The sequence below is a fragment of the Streptomyces sp. NPDC001292 genome, from assembly GCF_042896465.1.
GTDB lineage: Bacteria > Actinomycetota > Actinomycetes > Streptomycetales > Streptomycetaceae > Streptomyces.
In genome coordinates this window covers 18,788-35,163 of record NZ_JBIAXG010000066.1, presented here as the reverse complement: position 1 = coordinate 35,163, position 16,376 = coordinate 18,788, and the positions used below count along the sequence as shown (strand labels likewise).

Annotated in this window: 13 protein-coding genes; 5 read left to right on the top strand and 8 right to left on the bottom strand. The window is 71.8% G+C overall.

Annotated elements, in window-relative coordinates; genetic code table 11:
* Window positions 1–354: 354 nt before the first annotated feature.
* Window positions 355–717, top strand: a complete 363-nt coding sequence (locus ACFY4A_RS38845) for a four-helix bundle copper-binding protein (RefSeq protein WP_390834037.1) — start codon at window positions 355–357, stop codon at window positions 715–717.
* Between the two features lie 75 nt (window positions 718–792).
* Here ACFY4A_RS38845 and ACFY4A_RS38840 read toward each other — a convergent pair whose 3' ends face one another.
* Complete coding sequence (locus ACFY4A_RS38840) at window positions 793–2,103, bottom strand: LCP family protein (protein WP_390834036.1); 1,311 nt, start codon at window positions 2,101–2,103, stop codon at window positions 793–795.
* 92 nt (window positions 2,104–2,195) lie between these two features.
* Between ACFY4A_RS38840 and ACFY4A_RS38835 the strand changes: the two genes are divergently transcribed.
* Window positions 2,196–2,780 (top strand): acyl-CoA thioesterase, encoded by a 585-nt coding sequence (locus tag ACFY4A_RS38835; RefSeq protein WP_390834035.1) that lies wholly within the window; start codon window positions 2,196–2,198, stop codon window positions 2,778–2,780.
* Between the two features lie 25 nt (window positions 2,781–2,805).
* Here the strand turns inward: ACFY4A_RS38835 and ACFY4A_RS38830 are convergent, their stop codons facing one another.
* Window positions 2,806–4,296: an LCP family protein gene (locus ACFY4A_RS38830; RefSeq protein ID WP_390834034.1), complete on the bottom strand. Its 1,491-nt coding sequence runs from the start codon at window positions 4,294–4,296 to the stop codon at window positions 2,806–2,808.
* Window positions 4,297–4,421: 125 nt separating this feature from the next.
* Between ACFY4A_RS38830 and ACFY4A_RS38825 the strand changes: the two genes are divergently transcribed.
* Complete coding sequence (locus tag ACFY4A_RS38825) at window positions 4,422–5,450, top strand: glycosyltransferase family 2 protein (RefSeq protein WP_390834033.1); 1,029 nt, start codon at window positions 4,422–4,424, stop codon at window positions 5,448–5,450.
* A 57-nt stretch (window positions 5,451–5,507) separates the two neighbouring features.
* Here the strand turns inward: ACFY4A_RS38825 and ACFY4A_RS38820 are convergent, their stop codons facing one another.
* From ACFY4A_RS38820 to ACFY4A_RS38810, 3 genes are all read right to left on the bottom strand, one after another.
* Window positions 5,508–7,160, bottom strand: a complete 1,653-nt coding sequence (locus ACFY4A_RS38820; RefSeq protein WP_390834032.1) for an LCP family protein — start codon at window positions 7,158–7,160, stop codon at window positions 5,508–5,510.
* A gap of 94 nt (window positions 7,161–7,254) precedes the next feature.
* Window positions 7,255–8,997 carry an LCP family protein gene (locus tag ACFY4A_RS38815; RefSeq protein ID WP_390834031.1) on the bottom strand — a complete coding sequence of 581 codons (1,743 nt, stop codon included), beginning with the start codon at window positions 8,995–8,997 and terminating at the stop codon, window positions 7,255–7,257.
* Between the two features lie 495 nt (window positions 8,998–9,492).
* Window positions 9,493–10,248 carry a TIGR03089 family protein gene (locus ACFY4A_RS38810; protein ID WP_390834030.1) on the bottom strand — a complete coding sequence of 252 codons (756 nt, stop codon included), beginning with the start codon at window positions 10,246–10,248 and terminating at the stop codon, window positions 9,493–9,495.
* 132 nt (window positions 10,249–10,380) lie between these two features.
* Here ACFY4A_RS38810 and ACFY4A_RS38805 point away from each other — a divergent pair, with 132 nt between their 5' ends.
* Window positions 10,381–11,685 (top strand): peptidoglycan recognition protein, encoded by a 1,305-nt coding sequence (locus tag ACFY4A_RS38805; protein ID WP_390834029.1) that lies wholly within the window; start codon window positions 10,381–10,383, stop codon window positions 11,683–11,685.
* A 47-nt stretch (window positions 11,686–11,732) separates the two neighbouring features.
* Window positions 11,733–12,815, top strand: a complete 1,083-nt coding sequence (locus ACFY4A_RS38800; RefSeq protein ID WP_390834028.1) for a sugar phosphate nucleotidyltransferase — start codon at window positions 11,733–11,735, stop codon at window positions 12,813–12,815.
* A gap of 78 nt (window positions 12,816–12,893) precedes the next feature.
* Here the strand turns inward: ACFY4A_RS38800 and ACFY4A_RS38795 are convergent, their stop codons facing one another.
* From ACFY4A_RS38795 to cofD, 3 genes are read right to left on the bottom strand one after another with little or no spacing between them, the layout of a single operon-like run.
* On the bottom strand, window positions 12,894–13,895 hold the full coding sequence (locus ACFY4A_RS38795) for a DNA-3-methyladenine glycosylase family protein (protein WP_390834027.1): 1,002 nt from the start codon (window positions 13,893–13,895) through the stop codon (window positions 12,894–12,896).
* Between the two features lie 46 nt (window positions 13,896–13,941).
* On the bottom strand, window positions 13,942–15,270 hold the full coding sequence (locus ACFY4A_RS38790) for a coenzyme F420-0:L-glutamate ligase (protein ID WP_390834026.1): 1,329 nt from the start codon (window positions 15,268–15,270) through the stop codon (window positions 13,942–13,944).
* Complete coding sequence (gene cofD, locus ACFY4A_RS38785; protein WP_390834025.1) at window positions 15,267–16,250, bottom strand: 2-phospho-L-lactate transferase; 984 nt, start codon at window positions 16,248–16,250, stop codon at window positions 15,267–15,269. Before cofD ends, ACFY4A_RS38790 begins: the two co-directional genes overlap by 4 nt.
* Window positions 16,251–16,376 lie beyond the last annotated feature (126 nt).

The window sequence follows — 16,376 nt, the reverse complement described above, 5'->3', positions numbered from 1 at the left end:
GACGCCTGGCACGGCACCTCGCCGCGTTGTCGGGATCGTCCACGTACGCCCAGTACGAGGACGACCCTCCGCCTTGCGATGCACCGCACCAGACGCCGCGGACCCCGCCCTCCGGGCGGACGACGCTACTTTCGAAACACGCCCTAGCAGGCTCTTCGCGCGCGTCCGACGGCCTCCGGCATTGCGCCGGGGGCCGTTCGCGATGCGGCGGGGCGAGGGCTGCCGGACGCGGGCCGTAAGCCGAACGGCCGTAGTCGATCCGGTGTCCGCGCCGGATGGCGCGGGGGACCGGACGGGCGTACGACGGAAGGGAAAGGGCCCCGCCCCGGGGTCCTTCGTCCCCCAGGAGGAGCCATGACCCAGCCCGGAACCATGACCCCCATGAGCAAGGAAATGCAGGAGTGCGTCCAGGCCTGCATGTCGTGCCACACCGTCTGCGAGGAGGCCATGAGCGGCTGCCTGCAGATGGGCGGCCAGGCGCAGATGCAGATCATGCGCGCGCTCATGGACTGCTCCGAGATGACCCGCATGTGCGCGGACATGATGATGCGCCGCTCGCCCATGGCGGCCGAGATGTGCGCGATGTGCGCCAAGGCCTGTGACATGTGCGCCGAGGCGTGTATGTCCATGCCCGACGACAAGATGATGATGCGCTGCGCGGAGGCGTGTCGCCGCTGCGCGGAGATGTGCCGCGCGATGGCGAGCGTCAGGATGTGACCTGAGTCCGGCCGGGCGGCGAGAACCCCGCGGTGCCGGTCGGCACCGCGGGGCTCTTCGGACCGGGGGTCCGGGTCAGTCGCTCGTGACCGTGACCTTCTGGTCGTTCTTCAGTTCGTCGACCAGCGTCTTGACCTTCGCCTTGTCCCAGACGAGGTTGCCGCCTGTCGAGCCGGAGATCGGCATGTTCATGGAGGTGCCGTCGCCGCCGCTGACGTTCTTCATCGCCCAGAACATGGAGGCCAGGTCCCACAGGCTCATGTCCTTGTCGACGATCAGGGAGTCCAGGCCCGCGCCCATCGTCGGGTAGAGCTTGAACGGGTTGAGGATGGTCGAGGGGGTCGCCACCTGGTGGGCCAGGGCGGAGAGGAACTTCTGCTGGTTCTTCGTGCGCTCCAGGTCGGAAGAGGCGAAGGCGTGCCGGGTGCGGACGAAGGCCAGGGCCTGCCGGCCGTCCAGCGTCTGCTTGCCCGCCTTGAAGTCGGCGCCCGAGTACTTGTCCTTGAAGCCCTTGTCGAGGGTGAGTTCCACGCCGCCGACCGCGTCCACGATGTTCGCGAAGCCGGCGAAGCCGATCTCCACGTAGTGGTCGATGTGCAGGCCGGTGTTGTACTCGATGGTGCGGACCAGCAGCTCCGGGCCGTCGTAGGCGTAGGCCGCGTTCAGCTTGTTCGGTCCGAGCGGGCCCTTGATCTTGCCGGACTCCGAGCCGCGGAACTGCGGGATCGTGACGTTGGAGTCGCGCGGCAGGGATATGAGCGTGTCGCCGTTGTCGCCGACGTGCAGGATCATCATCGAGTCCGTGCGCTTGCCCTGGGCCGACCCGGTGTGCAGCTGCTTCTTCTGCTCCGAGGACATGCCCTCACGGCTGTCGGAGCCGACGATCAGGTAGTTCGTGCCCTTGCCGGTCTCCGGCCGGTCGATGACCTTGGAGAGGTCGACCTCGCGGCGGAGCTTGGAGTCGGCCCAGAAGTAGGTCGCGACCGAGGTCACCACGAGCAGCGTGGCCAGCGTGATCACGGACCACTTGAAGCGGCGGCGCCAGTTCGGCGCGGGACGGTAGGCGCGCGGGTCACCGCCGCCCGGTCCCCCGGGCCCGCCGTAGACGTGGCCGGAGTTGTAGCCGCTGTCGTACCCGTCGTAGTCGCCGGGGTCGTCGTATCCGCGGCCGCCGACGTACGACGGTTGCTGCGGGATGCCGTACGGCGGCGCCGAGGGTCCGGGGCCGCCGGGCGGGTACCCGCCGCCCGGCCCGGCGGGGGCCCCCGGGCCGCCGCGCCGTACCTGGCGCATCACACGCGCCCCTTCCGGCGTCGCGCCGGCGCTGCCGCGTCCGTATCGGGGTCCGTGGCTGCCGCCGGACCACCCCTCGGGCCAATCATTCATGCGCCCCAGTGTGCAGGGCACCGCTGTGTGCCTTACAAGGGCCGTCAGGAAATAAGGGCACCGCTGTTGCGAAGCTGACACAAATTCCCCGGATGCTGCCTCGGCATAAGGTGGGGGTCATGACAGAGCAGGCCTCCATCACGGAATCCGAGATTCCGGATATCCCCGGCAAGCCGACTTCGGCGTCCCGGACCACCCTGAGCCACATCATGACCCACAACGACACCAACCTCCTGGGAACGGTGCACGGCGGTGTGATCATGAAACTGGTCGACGATGCGGCGGGCGCGGTGGCCGGCCGGCACAGCGGCGGGCCCGCCGTCACGGCGTCCATGGACGAGATGGCGTTCCTCGAACCGGTCAGGGTCGGCGATCTTGTTCATGTCAAGGCCCAGGTCAACTGGACCGGCCGGACCTCCATGGAGGTCGGCGTGCGGGTCCTCGCCGAACGCTGGAACGAGTCCACCCCGACCACCCAGGTCGGCTCGGCCTATCTGGTCTTCACCGCCGTGGACGCCGACGGCAGGCCGCGCCGCGTGCCGCCGGTCCTGCCCGAGACCGACCGGGACCGGCGGCGCTACCAGGAGGCCCAGATCCGCCGCACCCACCGCCTCGCCCGCCGCCGCGCCATCAAGGAACTGCGCGAGAAGCGCGCGGCCGAGGGCTACGAGGACTGACCGCGGCCCGCCGGTCGTCAGTCCGTCAGCCGCACAGCACCTCGTCGCCGGTCACGACCGTCGCGGCACCCTGCTCCGGGTCCTCCACCCGCACCGGGCGCACCTGGCGGTAGTCGCCTCCCGCGATCACCTTGAGCGTCGACCCCTGCCCCGGTACGGCCCGCAGCTCACTGCCCGGCAGCGCCGCGGCGAGCGACTTCGCCGAGCGGTCCCACTGGGGGTCGTAGAGCACGACGGTCCGCCGCACGGTGCGTTCCTTGGCGTCCGCGGGCGCCCCCGTCGTGCGGAACCCGGCCGCCGCCAGCGCCTGGTCCACCCGCTTGCCGAGCCCGGCCGTGCCGGTGCCGTTCTCCACCTGGACGCGGATCTGCTGCGGGGCGACCTGCACGGTCGCGGGAGGGTTCGCCTGCCGGGGTCGCCGCACGGTCAGCGGCCGGTCCTCGCGCAGCGCCTGGAAGAGCCGGTCGGCCTTGGCCCGGTCCCACTTCACCGTCGAGCCGATGTCCTTGACGGAGTAGGACGACTGCGCGATCGGGACGGTGGTGAACTCCGAGGAGGACGGGGAGAAGCTGCGCATCGCCCGGCCGATGTCCAGCAGCTCGTCGGTGTGGAAACCCTGGTCCGCCCGCACCGAGCTCAGCACGGTCAGCGCCACGTTACGGAACTTCATGGGGTTCAGCAGCACCCGCGAGGAGGTCGCCCGCTCGATCAGGGCGGCCAGGAAGCGCTGCTGGCGTTTCATCCGGCCGAGGTCGCTGGCCCCGTCGACGTGCCGGGAGCGGACGTACTGAAGGGCCTGTCCGCCGGAGAGTGTGTGCGTGCCGGCGGCCAGGTCCAGGCCGGAGTAGCTGTCCTTCATCGGTTCCGAGGTGCAGATCTGCACCCCGCCGAGGACGTCCACGGTCCGCATGAACGTGCTGAAGTCCACCTCCAGGTAGTGGTCGATCTTCAGGCGGGTCAGGTCCTCGACCGTGCGCACGGTCAGATGGGGCCCGCCCTCCGCGTACGCCGCGTTGAGCTTGACGGGGTGCGGCCCGTGCCGCCGGCCGGTGTTCTGGTCGACGTGGCCGGGCAGCTCGGCGTAGGAGTCCCGGGGCAGGCTCACCACGCTGGCCCGCTGCCGGTCCTGCGACACATGCACGATCATCATCGTGTCGGTGCAGTGGCAGGCCTGGCCGCCCAGCCGGTACTGGCGCCGCTCCCGCTCGCTGATCCGGTCCCGGCCGTCGGTGCCGACCAGCAGGACGTTCATGCCGTGGCCCGCCCGCGGGCGGTTCTTCATGTCCTTGAAGGGGTCGACCCGGGCGATGTCCGCGTCCAGGCTGGAGACCACCGCGTGCCCGATCCCGGCGGAGGCGAGCACCACCACCGACAGCGTGGTCGCCGCCCGCATGGCCCAGCGCGGCCTCCGGCGCGGTACGGACGCGTGCGGGACCCGGGCCGGCCGCGGCGGTGCGGTGTGGCGCTGCGGGGCGCGCGGTGACCGCGGGCGGGGCCGGGGCGGCGTGGTGGGCATGGGGACACCTCCGCATGGGCGTGGGTGGGCACCGTGAGCACCGTAGGGCCATACGATCTGCTGACCGGCGCAGTGACCCCCACGGCGCGCACCGGTGTCCCCCATTCGCGGTAACGTGAGCACCGATGAACGCCAAGCCCGACGTGCGGCTGCCCGCCGTTTCTGTGATCATGCCCGTCCTCGACGAGGAACGGCACCTGCGCGGAGCCGTCGAAGCGATCCTCGCGCAGGAGTACGGCGGCGAGATGGAGGTCGTGATCGCCCTCGGTCCGTCCACGGACCGCACGGACGAGATCGCCGCCGAACTCGTGGCCGAGGACCCGCGCGTGCACACGGTCCCGAACCCCACCGGACGCACCCCCGCCGCGCTCAACGCCGCGATCAAGGCCTCCCGCCATCCGATCGTGGTCCGCGTCGACGGCCACGGGATGCTCTCTCCGGACTACATAGCCACGGCGGTACGGCTCCTGGAGGAGACCGGCGCGCAGAACGTCGGGGGCATCATGCATGCCGAGGGGGAGAACGCCTGGGAGCACGCCGTCGCCGCCGCGATGACCTCCAAGATCGGGGTGGGCAACGCCGCCTTCCACACTGGTGGCCAGGCCGGCCCGGCCGAAACGGTGTACCTGGGCGTCTTCCGCCGCTCTGCCCTGGAGCAACAGGGCGGCTACAACGAGGAGTTCATCCGCGCCCAGGACTGGGAGCTCAACTTCCGCATCCGCGAGGCGGGCGGCCTGATCTGGTTCTCGCCCGAGCTGCGGGTGTCCTACCGGCCCCGCCCGAACGTGAAGGCCCTCGCCAAGCAGTACAAGGACTACGGCCGCTGGCGGCACGTCGTCGCCCGCTACCACCAGGGCTCTATCAACCTGCGCTACCTCGCCCCGCCGGCCGCAGTGTGCGCCATCGCGGCCGGGATCGTGGTGGGCGCGGCCCTGACTCCGTGGGCACTGGCGGTCCCCGGCGGCTACCTGGCGGCGATCGCCGCCGGATCGGTCCCCGCGGGCAAGGGCCTTTCCCCGGCAGCCCGGCTGCGCATCCCGGTCGCCCTGGCCACCATGCACATGTCCTGGGGCTGGGGCTTCCTGACCAGCCCCAAGTCCCTGGCCAGGAAGGTCATCGCCGCCCGGAGGCCGGCGGTCCGGGCCGCCGACTGAGCGTTCCCGCCAGGAGTTTTGAGGGCCCCTCTCCCAGGAGAGGGGCCCCTGCTCGTGCTACCAGCGGTAGGGCGCGTACACGTCCATGCACTGGCTCTCGTCCGAGCCGTTGATGGCGTCGGAGTTGTCGGGCAGGTCGCCGGCCTTGGGGGCGGCCTCCTTCGGATAGGTACTCCCCGTACGCCAGTCGGCGCCGACGACGACGGTGACACCGGAGACGTCGGTCGACTTCTTCACCGAACTCAGCGGAATCCCGAGGGCCTTGGCGACGCTCTGCGCGTCGCCCTCCATGTCCGCGCTCGGGTAGCGCACGAGCGTCTCCTCCTCCGCCAGCGCCGCCGAGGTGTCCGCGGTGGCCCGGGCGAAGCCCTTGCCCGCCAGTTCCTGGCTGATCTCACGCGCCCGGCCCTCGACCGGGGCCTGGGTGGCGGTGCGGGTGGCGTTCTGCACCACGACGCCCAGCCGGTCGGCCGGGACCGAGGGAGTCCTGTCCGCCGCGCTCCCGGCCGTCCGCTTCTGCGCGTCCGGCGCCGGGCCCTTGTCGTCGAAGGGCACGTCCTCGCGGAGCATCTTCCACACCTTCGTGGCGGCGGCGCCGTCCGGGACGACGTGGTTGCCGTTCTGCGGGTCGGTGACATTGGGCATCGTCGTCATGGTGATGCGGTCGGTGGGGACCGTCTTGAGCTGCATGGCCAGGTGGTACAGCTTCTCGACGGTGCCGATCTCCTCGGAGACCTGGAGCGACTTCGTGGCCGCCTCCGCCAGGCCCATCAGCCGGCCGGAGTCGGTGAAGACGTTCTGGCTGCGCAGGGTGCGGATCATCGAGTTCATGTACATGTGCTGGGCCCTGGCCCGCAGCAGGTCGCTGCCCCAGGCGTGCCGGGTGCGCAGCCACTGGAGGGCCTCTTCGCCCTTGACCTTGTGCTTGCCCTCCGTCAGCTTCAGGCCGGAACCCCCGGGCGCCTGCGGCGTGGGGCGGTCCCACACGTTCTGTTTCACACAGACCTCGACGCCGCCGATGGCGTCCGCCATCTTCACCACGCCCGCGAAGTCGATCGTCATCCAGTGGTCGATGTACACACCGGTGAGACTTTCCCAGGTGGCGAGCGTGCAGCCGGCGCCGCCGCGGGCCAGCGACTCGTTGATGATCTGGTTGACCGGTGGGTAGACCTCGCCGGTGGCGGGGTCGGTGCACTTGGGGATGTCGACCCGGGTGTCCCGCGGGATGCTCACCACGGCGGCGCTCTTGCGGTCCGCGGCCAGGTGGATGAGCATCTGCACGTCGCCCCGCGGAGGGGTGCCGCGGGTGTCCCGGCTGCCACCCAGCGCGACGTTCGCGTCGGAGTTACGGCTGTCGGAGCCGATCAGCAGGATGTTCATGGGCGTCTGGCCGGCCGCGTTCGGCCTCGACCTCTGCGCCTTGGAGTCACCGCTGCTGCGCTGTCCCTTGCGGATGTTGTCGTTCAGGTGCTGGTAGTAGAGGTATCCGGCGCCCGCCGTGCCGAGTACGACCACCGCGAGCACCGTGGCCGACCAGCGCAGTACGCGCCGCGCGGGGCCTCTGCCTCTGCCCCCGGCATTGCGCCTCTTCCCGTCGCGTCCTCCTCCGCCGTGCCGGCCGCGACCGTCCGGTGCGCCGCCCTTGCGCGGCGCGGGAGGTATCGCCTCCTCGACCGCCGCCCCCTCCCCGCGCAGACCGCTCTGGGTCAACTCCCCGTCCTCCCACCCTGGTGCCATGCCATGAAACAGGCCTGTCGTGCGCCGTGTTAGACGCATGACAGGCCCAAAAGGTGGTGCTGTGCGCTCAACTTGCGCACTGAACCTTGTCCGCCGTGGACTTCCCTTCGACATCCGGGGCCTTCGTCGGCGGGGTGAGCGGCACGCCCGCACCCTTGAAGTCCTTGCCCAGCGTCAGCGTCATCGTGGGCATCCCCTGGGAGTTGGTGAAGCTCTCGCCCGGCTTCAGCGCGGCCCCGGACAGTCCCATGAGCGCGGCGAGCTTACGGGCCTGCGGTGCCTGGTCGGGCGCGTACTCGAGCGTGGTCTTGGGGATCTCGGGTGCGTTGGCCGCGTTCTCCGACTTGAGCACGCCCACGGAGGTCTGCAGCCAGTTGACGGTCTCCTGGGCGGAACCGCCGGCGGCCCCTCCGTTGAAGACCCGGACCCGCACCTCGGAGGCCTCGGACTGAGGGCCCTTGAGGCGGGCGGCCTCGGCGCTCTTGTCGGCCTTCTTCTTTTTCTTCACCTCGGTGAAGGAGACGTCGTTGTTGATGGCGTCGAAGACCTGGGGGGCCGTGTTCTTGTTGACCACGACCGTCGCGTGGACCTTTTCGGCCGGGTTGTCGATCACCGGCAAGGTCAGGAAGGTGATGTTCTTCGGCGGCACCTTCTTCAGCTCCAGCGCCACGTCCTTGAGGGCGCCGACCTTGCCGATGCCGGTGTCGACGGTCAGCGCCTTGGTGGCGGCGTTGGCCAGGTTGTACAGCTTGGACGGGTCGGTGAGCGTGTCCCCGGAGGCCATCTTGCGCATCAGCGAGCTGAGGAACTGCTGCTGCACCTTGATGCGGTCCAGGTCGCCCCCGAAGCCGAAGGCGTGGCGGGTGCGCACGAAGGCGAGGGCCTGCTCGCCCTTGACCACCGACTTGCCCTCGGGCAGCTTGAGGTGCGATTTCTCGTCGTTGATCGGCTTGCCCACGCAGACCTCGACGCCGCCGACCGCCGTGGTCAGCGTCTTCACCGCGTTGAAGTCGGCCATCATGAAGTGGTCGGGCGCGATGCCGGTGAGTTCCTTGACCGTGCGCATCGTGCAGCCCGCGTCCCGGCCGTCCTGGCCGAGGCTCGTGTTGAAGCGGACGCCGGCCGTCCCCGGGATGACCTTCGTGCTGCCGTCGGGCTGCTTGGTCGGGCAGTCCGGCACGTCCACGATCAGGTCGCGCGGGATGCTCAGGGCGGTCGCGTTCGTACGGTCCTTGGAGACGTGCAGCAGGACGTTGGTGTCGGCGTGGCCCACGCTGCCCTTGTCGCCGTAGCCCTCGTTGCCGGCGCCGGTGCGCTTGTCGGTCCCGATGACGAGTATGTTGAAGGCTTCGTTCTTGCTGAAGCCGTTCTTGGCCGCGCTGCCCACGTCGGTGGTGGTGACGTTGCCCTCGAGGTGCTTGAGGACCAGGTAGCCGGCCGTGCCGACGCCGACCAGGACGAGTGCCATGGTGCCGCCGGTCCACATCAGGACCTTCTTGCTCTTCGACTTCTTCTCCGGCCGGCGCCCCCGCCGCCCGGGCAGCGGTTCCTCCGGCGGCGCCGCGCGGCGCCGCCGCGGGGCGGGCAGCGTTTCGGCGGGGGCGGCCTCGCGGGTCTGCTGCCGTCCGGGTGTCGCCGGGCGCCGCCCGGGCGCCCTGCCCCCGCCGGTGGGGGGCCGACGAGGCCCCGGGACCGCCGACTGCGGAGCGGAAGGGCTTAGTCGCAATTCGTATTCGCCAGTGTTCGGATTGAGTACCCACTGGTCTGCGGGGTCGATGTTGTCCGCCCGCCCACGGCCTTGCGCGTCCACGGTTGTCCGAATCCTCCGTCGGGGCCACGCGGCGCCTTGCCCCTCTTGGCGCCAGGTCTGCTTCGCATAGTGCGCGACCCCAGGAAGACCTCGCGGCCAGCCGCACCGGATCGCTCACACTATCCGGCTGATTCAACATCGAGCGACGCCGGTGACGAATTCCACTTCCCTACAAGGGGGCAATCCGCCCATTTCCTTGGACAAAAGTTCGCCTTTGGCCGTGGCTTTACCCGCGGAGGCCCCAGTCGACGGTGTCGCCGGTGGAACGACGTGGTGAGCAAGGGTGCGCGCGGCGGATCGCAGGAGCCCCGGGCGCGTCGTGCGCACCCCCCGGGAAATACCCTCCGTAGTCGTGCGACTGCGCAGGTGAATCCCTTTGCCGTCCGGAATCCGAATCCGCGGCAGCCGAATTCGCGCTGTTCGCCCTGAATCCCGCATTCGGTGGGATTCAGGGCGAACATGGTGCGCGGAGATCGGGCCCGGAGCCCGGTCGCGTCATCTGGCCGTGGCCGTGACCCGTTCGGACTCGATGCGCTTGGCCAGAGAGTCCTCGGGAAGGCGGTCGAGGTTGCGGCACAGGACGACCGAGGCGCCGGCGGTGAGCGGCGCGTACAGGCCCGCGCTGAGGCCCTCCCAGGTGTCGTACGGCAGCGCCGACAGCAGGCGGGAGCCCGGCCCGGTCAGGTTCAGCTCCGGGGCGTCGCCGCGGGCCCGCTCCACGACCTCCGCCGCGGTGTACTCGGCCCCGGCCACGATCAGAGCCGGCTCCTCAGGGTCCACCGGTGAGAAGGGCGTGAACACGTCGCCCTGCCTCGGCACCTCGACGGCGTAGTCCAGGAAACCCTCCGGCGGCTGCGGGAACCGCCCGCCCAGCGGCCGCAGCGCCAGCGCCACCCGCTCCCCGGAGCACGCGCGGGCCGCGTCCAGCGTGTCCGGTCCGCTGGCCACGACATCGGCCGCGCCCGCGTTCCCGTCGACGTCCGCCACCACGCCCACCGACGCGCACGCCAGCAGCCACACCGCCGTCTGCCAGTGAGCCGGCAGCATCAGCGCGACCCGGTCGCCGGGTCCGGCGCCGAGGTCCCCCTGGAGGAGGTTCGCGGTCTTGGCCACCCAATTGGAGAAGGTGGCCACGGACAATTCGACACGTTCGCCGGTGGCGTCGTCGTAGAAGGTCACCAGCGGGCGTCCGGGATCCGCGGCGAGCGCGGAACGCAGCAGGTCGGCAGGGGTGCGTTCGGTGGCGTTCACCCGGGCAAGCGTACGCGGCGCCGGTCCCGCCCGCCGAGTGGCGGGCCACCGGCGGGTGACCGGTGGGCCACCGGTTCGGCGCAACCGCAGCCGACGGCCCGTCAAGTCCCCTATGGACAGGTTCGTCTGACCATGTCCAAGATCAGGGACATGCGTCGCTACGGATTCCTTGCGTCCTCGATCGGTGTCGCGTGCACGGCCGCCCTCGCCCTCGCGCCGGCCCTGACGGGCGGTCCGGCGAGCGCCGAGTCGGCGTCTGCGACCGGGTCGGCGGCCGTCCCCGGCAGCACCCAGTCCCTGCCCCTCGCCCCGCTCACCCGCGACCCCGACCCCGCCCACGGCGCCGCCCTCGAACATGGCCTGCGCCGCACGGACGTCCGCCACTTCTCACTCGTCGGCGTCGTCTGGGACGACCCGGACACCGAGTTGCACGGCACCGTCCGGGTCCGCACCCGCTCCGCCGCCACGGGCGTCTGGTCCGGCTGGCAGGAGGTCGACACCCACAACGCCGACCACGGCGCCGACCCCGGCACGGCCGAGCGCACCTCCGGGCACGTGCACGGCGCCACCGCGCCGCTGTGGGTGGGCAACTGCGACGGCGTCGACGTACGCGTCCGCGCCGACGCCGGGAGCCGCGGCCCGGCCGCCCAGCCGGTCCCGCTGCCCTCGGGTCTGCGCCTGGAACTCGTCGACCCCGGTACGCGGCCCCCGGCGCGGGGCACCGTGACCGGCGCCGCACGCGCAGGCGAGTCGAGCGCGGGGGCGTCCGCCGCCGACGCCGCTCTCGCCCCGCCCGGCGGCGAACCGACCGATCAGCGGCGCGCGCAGTCCCACGTCGGACCGCGCCCGGGTATCGTCACGCGCCGCGGCTGGGGTGCGGACGAGTCCCTGCGCGAGCGGGGCTTCGTCTACACCAAGAAGGTCAAGGTGGCGTTCGTGCACCACACCGCCTCCGGCAACAACTACAGCTGCGCGCAGGCCCCGGCGGTGATCCGTGGCATCTACCGCTACCACGTCAAGAGCATGGGCTGGCGCGACCTCGGCTACAACTTCCTGATCGACAAGTGCGGGAAAATCTACGAGGGCCGGGCCGGCGGTGTGGCGAAGCCCGTGCTGGGTGCCCACACCATGGGGTTCAACAGCGACAGCGCGGGGATCGCCGTCGTCGGCACCTACCGCACGTCCAAGCCCTCCTCGGCCGCGGTGACGGCCGTCGCACGGCTGACCGCGTGGAAGCTCGGCCTCTACGGGATGAATCCGCGCGGAAAGACATATCTGACGTCCGGCGGTGGCAACCTCTACCAAAAAGGAAAGAGCGTACGCCTGAACGTGATCTCCGGCCACCGGGACGGCTTCGCCACCGACTGCCCGGGACAGCGGCTCTACGGCAAGCTCGGCACGGCCCGCTCGGCCGCGGCGCGCTACCAGGGCCGCTGAGGACGGACGAGGACGGACCGAGGACGAACAGGAAGCGGGGACGACAGGTGACAGAAGCGATCCTCCTGGTCGGCGGCAAGGGCACCCGGCTGCGCCCCCTCACGGTGCACACGCCGAAGCCGATGGTGCGGGCGGCGGGAGTGCCGTTTCTCACCCACCAGCTGGCGCGGGCGAGAGCGGCGGGCGTCGAGCACGTCGTGCTCGCCACCTCCTATCTGGCCGAGGTCTTCGAGCCGTACTTCGGCGACGGCTCCTCGCTCGGGCTCCACCTGGAGTACGTGACGGAGGAGGAGCCCCTGGGCACGGGGGGCGCCATCCGCAACGTCGCCTCGCGCCTGCGCTCCGGCCCCGACGAGCCGGTCCTGATCTTCAACGGCGACATCCTGACCGGGCTGGACATTCGGGCGCTGGTGCGCACCCACGAGACGACGGGCGCGGACGTCTCCCTGCACCTGACGAAGGTGCCGGACCCGCGCGCCTACGGTCTGGTCCCGACCGACGGGACCGGCCGTGTCCTGGCCTTCCTGGAGAAGCCGCAGACCCCCGAGGAAATCGTCACCGACCAGATCAACGCGGGGGCGTACGTCTTCCGGCGCTCGGTCATCGACACGATCCCGCAGGGCCGCCCGGTGTCGGTGGAGCGCGAGACGTTCCCCGAACTGCTCGCGGCGGGCGCCCACTTGCAGGGCATGGTCGACTCCACCTACTGGCTGGACCTGGGTACTCCGGCCGCCTTCGTACGCGGCTCCGCGGACCTGGTCCTCGGCCGCGCGCCCTCCCCGGCCGTGCCCGGTCGCTGCGGCGACCGCCTGATCCTGCCCACGGCCGTCGTCGCCCCCGGCGCCAAGCTGACCGGCGGCACGGTGGTGGGCGAGGGCGCGTTCGTCGCCGAGGGCGCGCGGGTGTTCGGCAGCGCGATCCTGCCCGGTGCCGTCGTCGAGCCCGGTGCCGTCATCACCGACTCCCTCATCGGCGCCCGCGCCCGCGTCGGCACGCGCTCCGTCCTCAACGGCACGGTCATCGGCGACGGCGCGGTGGTGGGGGCCGACAACGAGCTGAGAAACGGCGCGAGAGTGTGGTGCGACGCGAGAATCCCGGCCGGGTCCGTGAGGTTCTCCTCGGACCGGTAGTCGGCCGGGCGGGTGAGCCGACCCACCTCGTACCGACCGCACCGCGGGCACCTGTCGACGCGGGTGAGCCGGCCCGGCTCAAAGGCGCCCGATGTCGCCCTTCGGCATCCGCGGCGCCCGCCGGGGCGGCACCCGCCCGCTCATCAGGATCAACCGGGCCGCCCGATGCCGCTGCCCGGCATACGGCTCCAGCAGGCGCAGCATCTCCGCGTCGTCCGCGTCCCGGTTGCCGGCCAGCGCCCACCCCACGATTCCCGGCAGATGCAGATCGCCGACCGTCACGGCGTCCGCCGCGCCATGACTGCGCTGGACGGTCTCCGCCGACGTCCACGGTCCGATGCCGGCCACCAGCTCCAACCGCTCCCTGGCCTGCGCCGGAGGCATCCGCGCCGCCTCCTCCAGCCGCGCGGCGACCCGCACCGCCCGCAGCACGGTCGACGCCCGCTTGTCGTCGACTCCGGCCCGGTGCCATTCCCACGAGGGGATCAACGCCCACGTCCGCGGCGCCGGCATGACGTACATCCGTCCGGGGGCGGGGCCGGGCGCCGGCTCCCCGTACTTGCGCACCAGCACCCGCCAGGCCGCGTACGCCTCGATCGTCGTCACCTTCTGTTCCAGGACCGACGGGATCAGCGACTCCAGCACCAGCCCGGTCCGCGTCAGCCGCAACCCCGGCCGCCGGTGCCGGGTCAGCGCGAGCAGCCGGTGCCGCGGTACGAACGCGGACGGGTCGTCGGCGGCCCCGAGCAGCTCGGGCAGCTGCTCCAGCAGCCATTCGGCCCCCGGTCCCCACGCCTCGCCGTGCACCTCCCCACCGAGAGCGGACACGCGCAGCGTCCCGGGTCCGAGCGGGGTGCGGCCGGTGCGCCACACCGAACCGTCGGGCATCGCCCGGAACGTGGGATCGCCCTGCCCCCGCCGCAGCGGTCCGAGCACGAGGCCCAGGTCCAGCGGTCCGTCCGGCATCCAGGTGCGGACGCGCCCCGGCGCGGCGGCCTGCCGGGGCACAGCCGCGGGCACGCCGATGTGCCCGCCGCGCACGGTCGGACGCGGGGGCCGCGGAGCGAAACGTCCTGCCACGAATGAGATCCAGGGTTGCGTTGAGGTGCCGTACGAGCCTATGCGGTCAAAGGGAGACGACGAACGCCCCCGCGTCCCGCTCCGGCCGCGGCCTCGGCGGCTCCGCCGGGTGCCCGACGGCGACCGCTCCCATCGGATCCCAGTCGGCGGACAGCCGCAGCACCTCGCGCACCACGTCCCGGCAGAACATCGTGGAGGACACCCACGCCGAGCCGAGCCGCTCCCCGGCCAGCGCGACCAGGAAGTTCTGCACCCCGGCCCCGGCGGCCACCACGAACATCTCCCGCTCCGCGCCGTCCCGTCGCTCGTCGCCGTACTCGTGCGAGCCGTCCATGACGAGACACGGCACCACGAGGTACGGCGCGTTGCGCAGCACGTCCCCGCGCCGGATCCGCCGGGCGATCGACTCCTCGCTCTTTCCGTCCCGCCGCAGGTCCGCGATCCAGGCCTCCCGCATCGCGTCGAGCAGCCGGGTGCGCGACTGCGCGGACTCCAGGAGCACGAACCGCCACGGCGTGGTGTGGTGCGGCGCGGGCGCGGTCACCGCCGCGGCCACCGCCCGCCGTACCGCGCCGGGGTCGACGGGCTCGTCGGTGAAGGACCGCACGGTACGCCGCTGGGTCACCGCCTCCCGTACGGCCTCGGAGGTCCCCAGCCGGAACATGTCGTCGCGCGCGTCGCGCACCATGGCCCGCGCTCCTTCCCCGTCCTCCTCGGCCACCACGTGCCGCAGCCCGCGCACCACGGCGACGGGCAGCCCGGCGGCCTTGCCCTTGACCAGGTCGCCCGCGGCGGCGATTTCGTCGGCGGTGGCGACGACGGTGGCGCTCAGCGGGTTGCCGTACGTGTCCGTGCCGCCGCGTAGATCGTCCAGCACGCGTACGCCCGCGGCGCCGATGGCGACGTCGGTCAGTCCCGTGCGCCAGGGCCGCCCGAAGGTGTCGGTGACCAGCACTCCGACGGTGACGCCGAGGGCGTCGCGCAGCCCGTCCCGGATCGCGCGCGCGGACGCGTCCGGATCCTCCGGCAGCAACAGGACCGTGCCGGAAGGGGTGTTGGACGCGTCGACTCCGGCCGCCGCCATGACGTGCCCCTGCCGGTTCTGCACGATCCGCAGCGGTCCGCGCCGGGCCACGACCCGTACGGTCTCGGCGTCGATCGCGGCCTCCCGGTCGGCCGCCCGGACCAGCCGCCCCTCGGCCTTGGAGACGATCTTCGAGGTGACGAGCAGCACATCCCCGTCGACCAGTCCGGGCTCCGCGTCGGCGATCAGCTTGGCCAGGTCGTCGCCCTGCGCGACCTCGGGCAGCCCGGGCACGGCCCAGACCCGGAACTCCGGGGCGGCGGCCGGTGACTCCTCCGTCGTGCCGCTCATGCCCCGCGCACCTCCTCGGCCAGCGCGAGTGCCTCGTCCGCCATCCGGGCGGCGGCGTCGACGTCGGTCATCATCAGCGGCACCGCCCTGCACAGGATGCCCGCGGCCTCGACCCGCTCGATCGAGGCCTCGTCGACCGTGTCGACGAGCCAGCCGTCCAGCAGCCCCGAGCCGTAGTGTTCGGCCACCGCCGCGGCCGTGGACTCCACGCCGACCGCGGCGAGGACCTTGTCGGCCATGCCGCGCACAGGCGCGTCCCCGACGATGGGGGACAGGCCGATCACCGGCACCCCGGCGTCGGCGATGGCCTCCCGGATGCCGGGCACCGCGAGGATGGTGCCGATGGAGACTACGGGGTTGGAGGGCGGGAAGAGGATCACGTCGGCCTGGGCGATGGCCTCCAGCACGCCGGGCGCCGGCTTGGCCTGTTCCGCGCCGACCGGGACCACCGCCTCGGCCGGCACCGAGGCCCGCAGCCGCACCCAGTACTCCTGGAAGTGGACGGCCTTGCGCTCACCGGAGCCCGGGGTGGCCCCGCTGTCGGGCAGCGTGACCGCGACATGCGTCTCCACCCGGTCGTCGGTCATCGGGATCAGCCGCACCCCCGGCTTCCACCGGTCGCACAACGCCTCGGTCACCGCGCTGAGCGGATACCCGGCGCCGATCATCTGAGTGCGCACGATGTGCGTGGCGAAGTCGCGGTCGCCCAGGCCGAACCAGTCCGGTCCTACGCCGTACGCCGCGAGCTCCTCCTTGAGATGGAAGGTCTCCTCGGCCCGGCCCCAGCCCTGCTCCTCGTCGATGCCGCCGCCGAGCGTGTACATCACCGTGTCCAGGTCCGGGCAGATCTTCAGCCCGAAGAGGTGGATGTCGTCGCCGGTGTTGCCAATGACCGTGACGTCCGCCTCCGGCACGGCCCGCTTCAGACCGCGCAGGAACCGGGCACCACCGATGCCGCCTGCCAGAACCACAATCCGCATGGAAACAGTGTGTCAGCCACCGGGCCGACTCGTGGCGGGCCTGTGGACGAGGGGTGGGCGGAGAGGGGGCGCCGGCGGGTACGGCGACACGGTCGCGGTCGGGCGCAGGGCGGGCACGTCCCCCGC

What these genes read in the sequence shown, in the direction of transcription:
- ACFY4A_RS38805 (WP_390834029.1), top strand. Translation starts at nt 10,381, where the DNA reads ATGTCCAAGATCAGGGACATGCGTCGCTACGGATTCCTTGCGTCCTCG.
- ACFY4A_RS38830 (WP_390834034.1), bottom strand. Translation starts at nt 4,296, where the DNA reads ATGCCCACCACGCCGCCCCGGCCCCGCCCGCGGTCACCGCGCGCCCCG.
- cofD (WP_390834025.1), bottom strand. Translation starts at nt 16,250, where the DNA reads ATGCGGATTGTGGTTCTGGCAGGCGGCATCGGTGGTGCCCGGTTCCTG.
- ACFY4A_RS38840 (WP_390834036.1), bottom strand. Translation starts at nt 2,103, where the DNA reads ATGAATGATTGGCCCGAGGGGTGGTCCGGCGGCAGCCACGGACCCCGA.
- ACFY4A_RS38825 (WP_390834033.1), top strand. Translation starts at nt 4,422, where the DNA reads ATGAACGCCAAGCCCGACGTGCGGCTGCCCGCCGTTTCTGTGATCATG.
- ACFY4A_RS38845 (WP_390834037.1), top strand. Translation starts at nt 355, where the DNA reads ATGACCCAGCCCGGAACCATGACCCCCATGAGCAAGGAAATGCAGGAG.
- ACFY4A_RS38790 (WP_390834026.1), bottom strand. Translation starts at nt 15,270, where the DNA reads ATGAGCGGCACGACGGAGGAGTCACCGGCCGCCGCCCCGGAGTTCCGG.
- ACFY4A_RS38835 (WP_390834035.1), top strand. Translation starts at nt 2,196, where the DNA reads ATGCTGCCTCGGCATAAGGTGGGGGTCATGACAGAGCAGGCCTCCATC.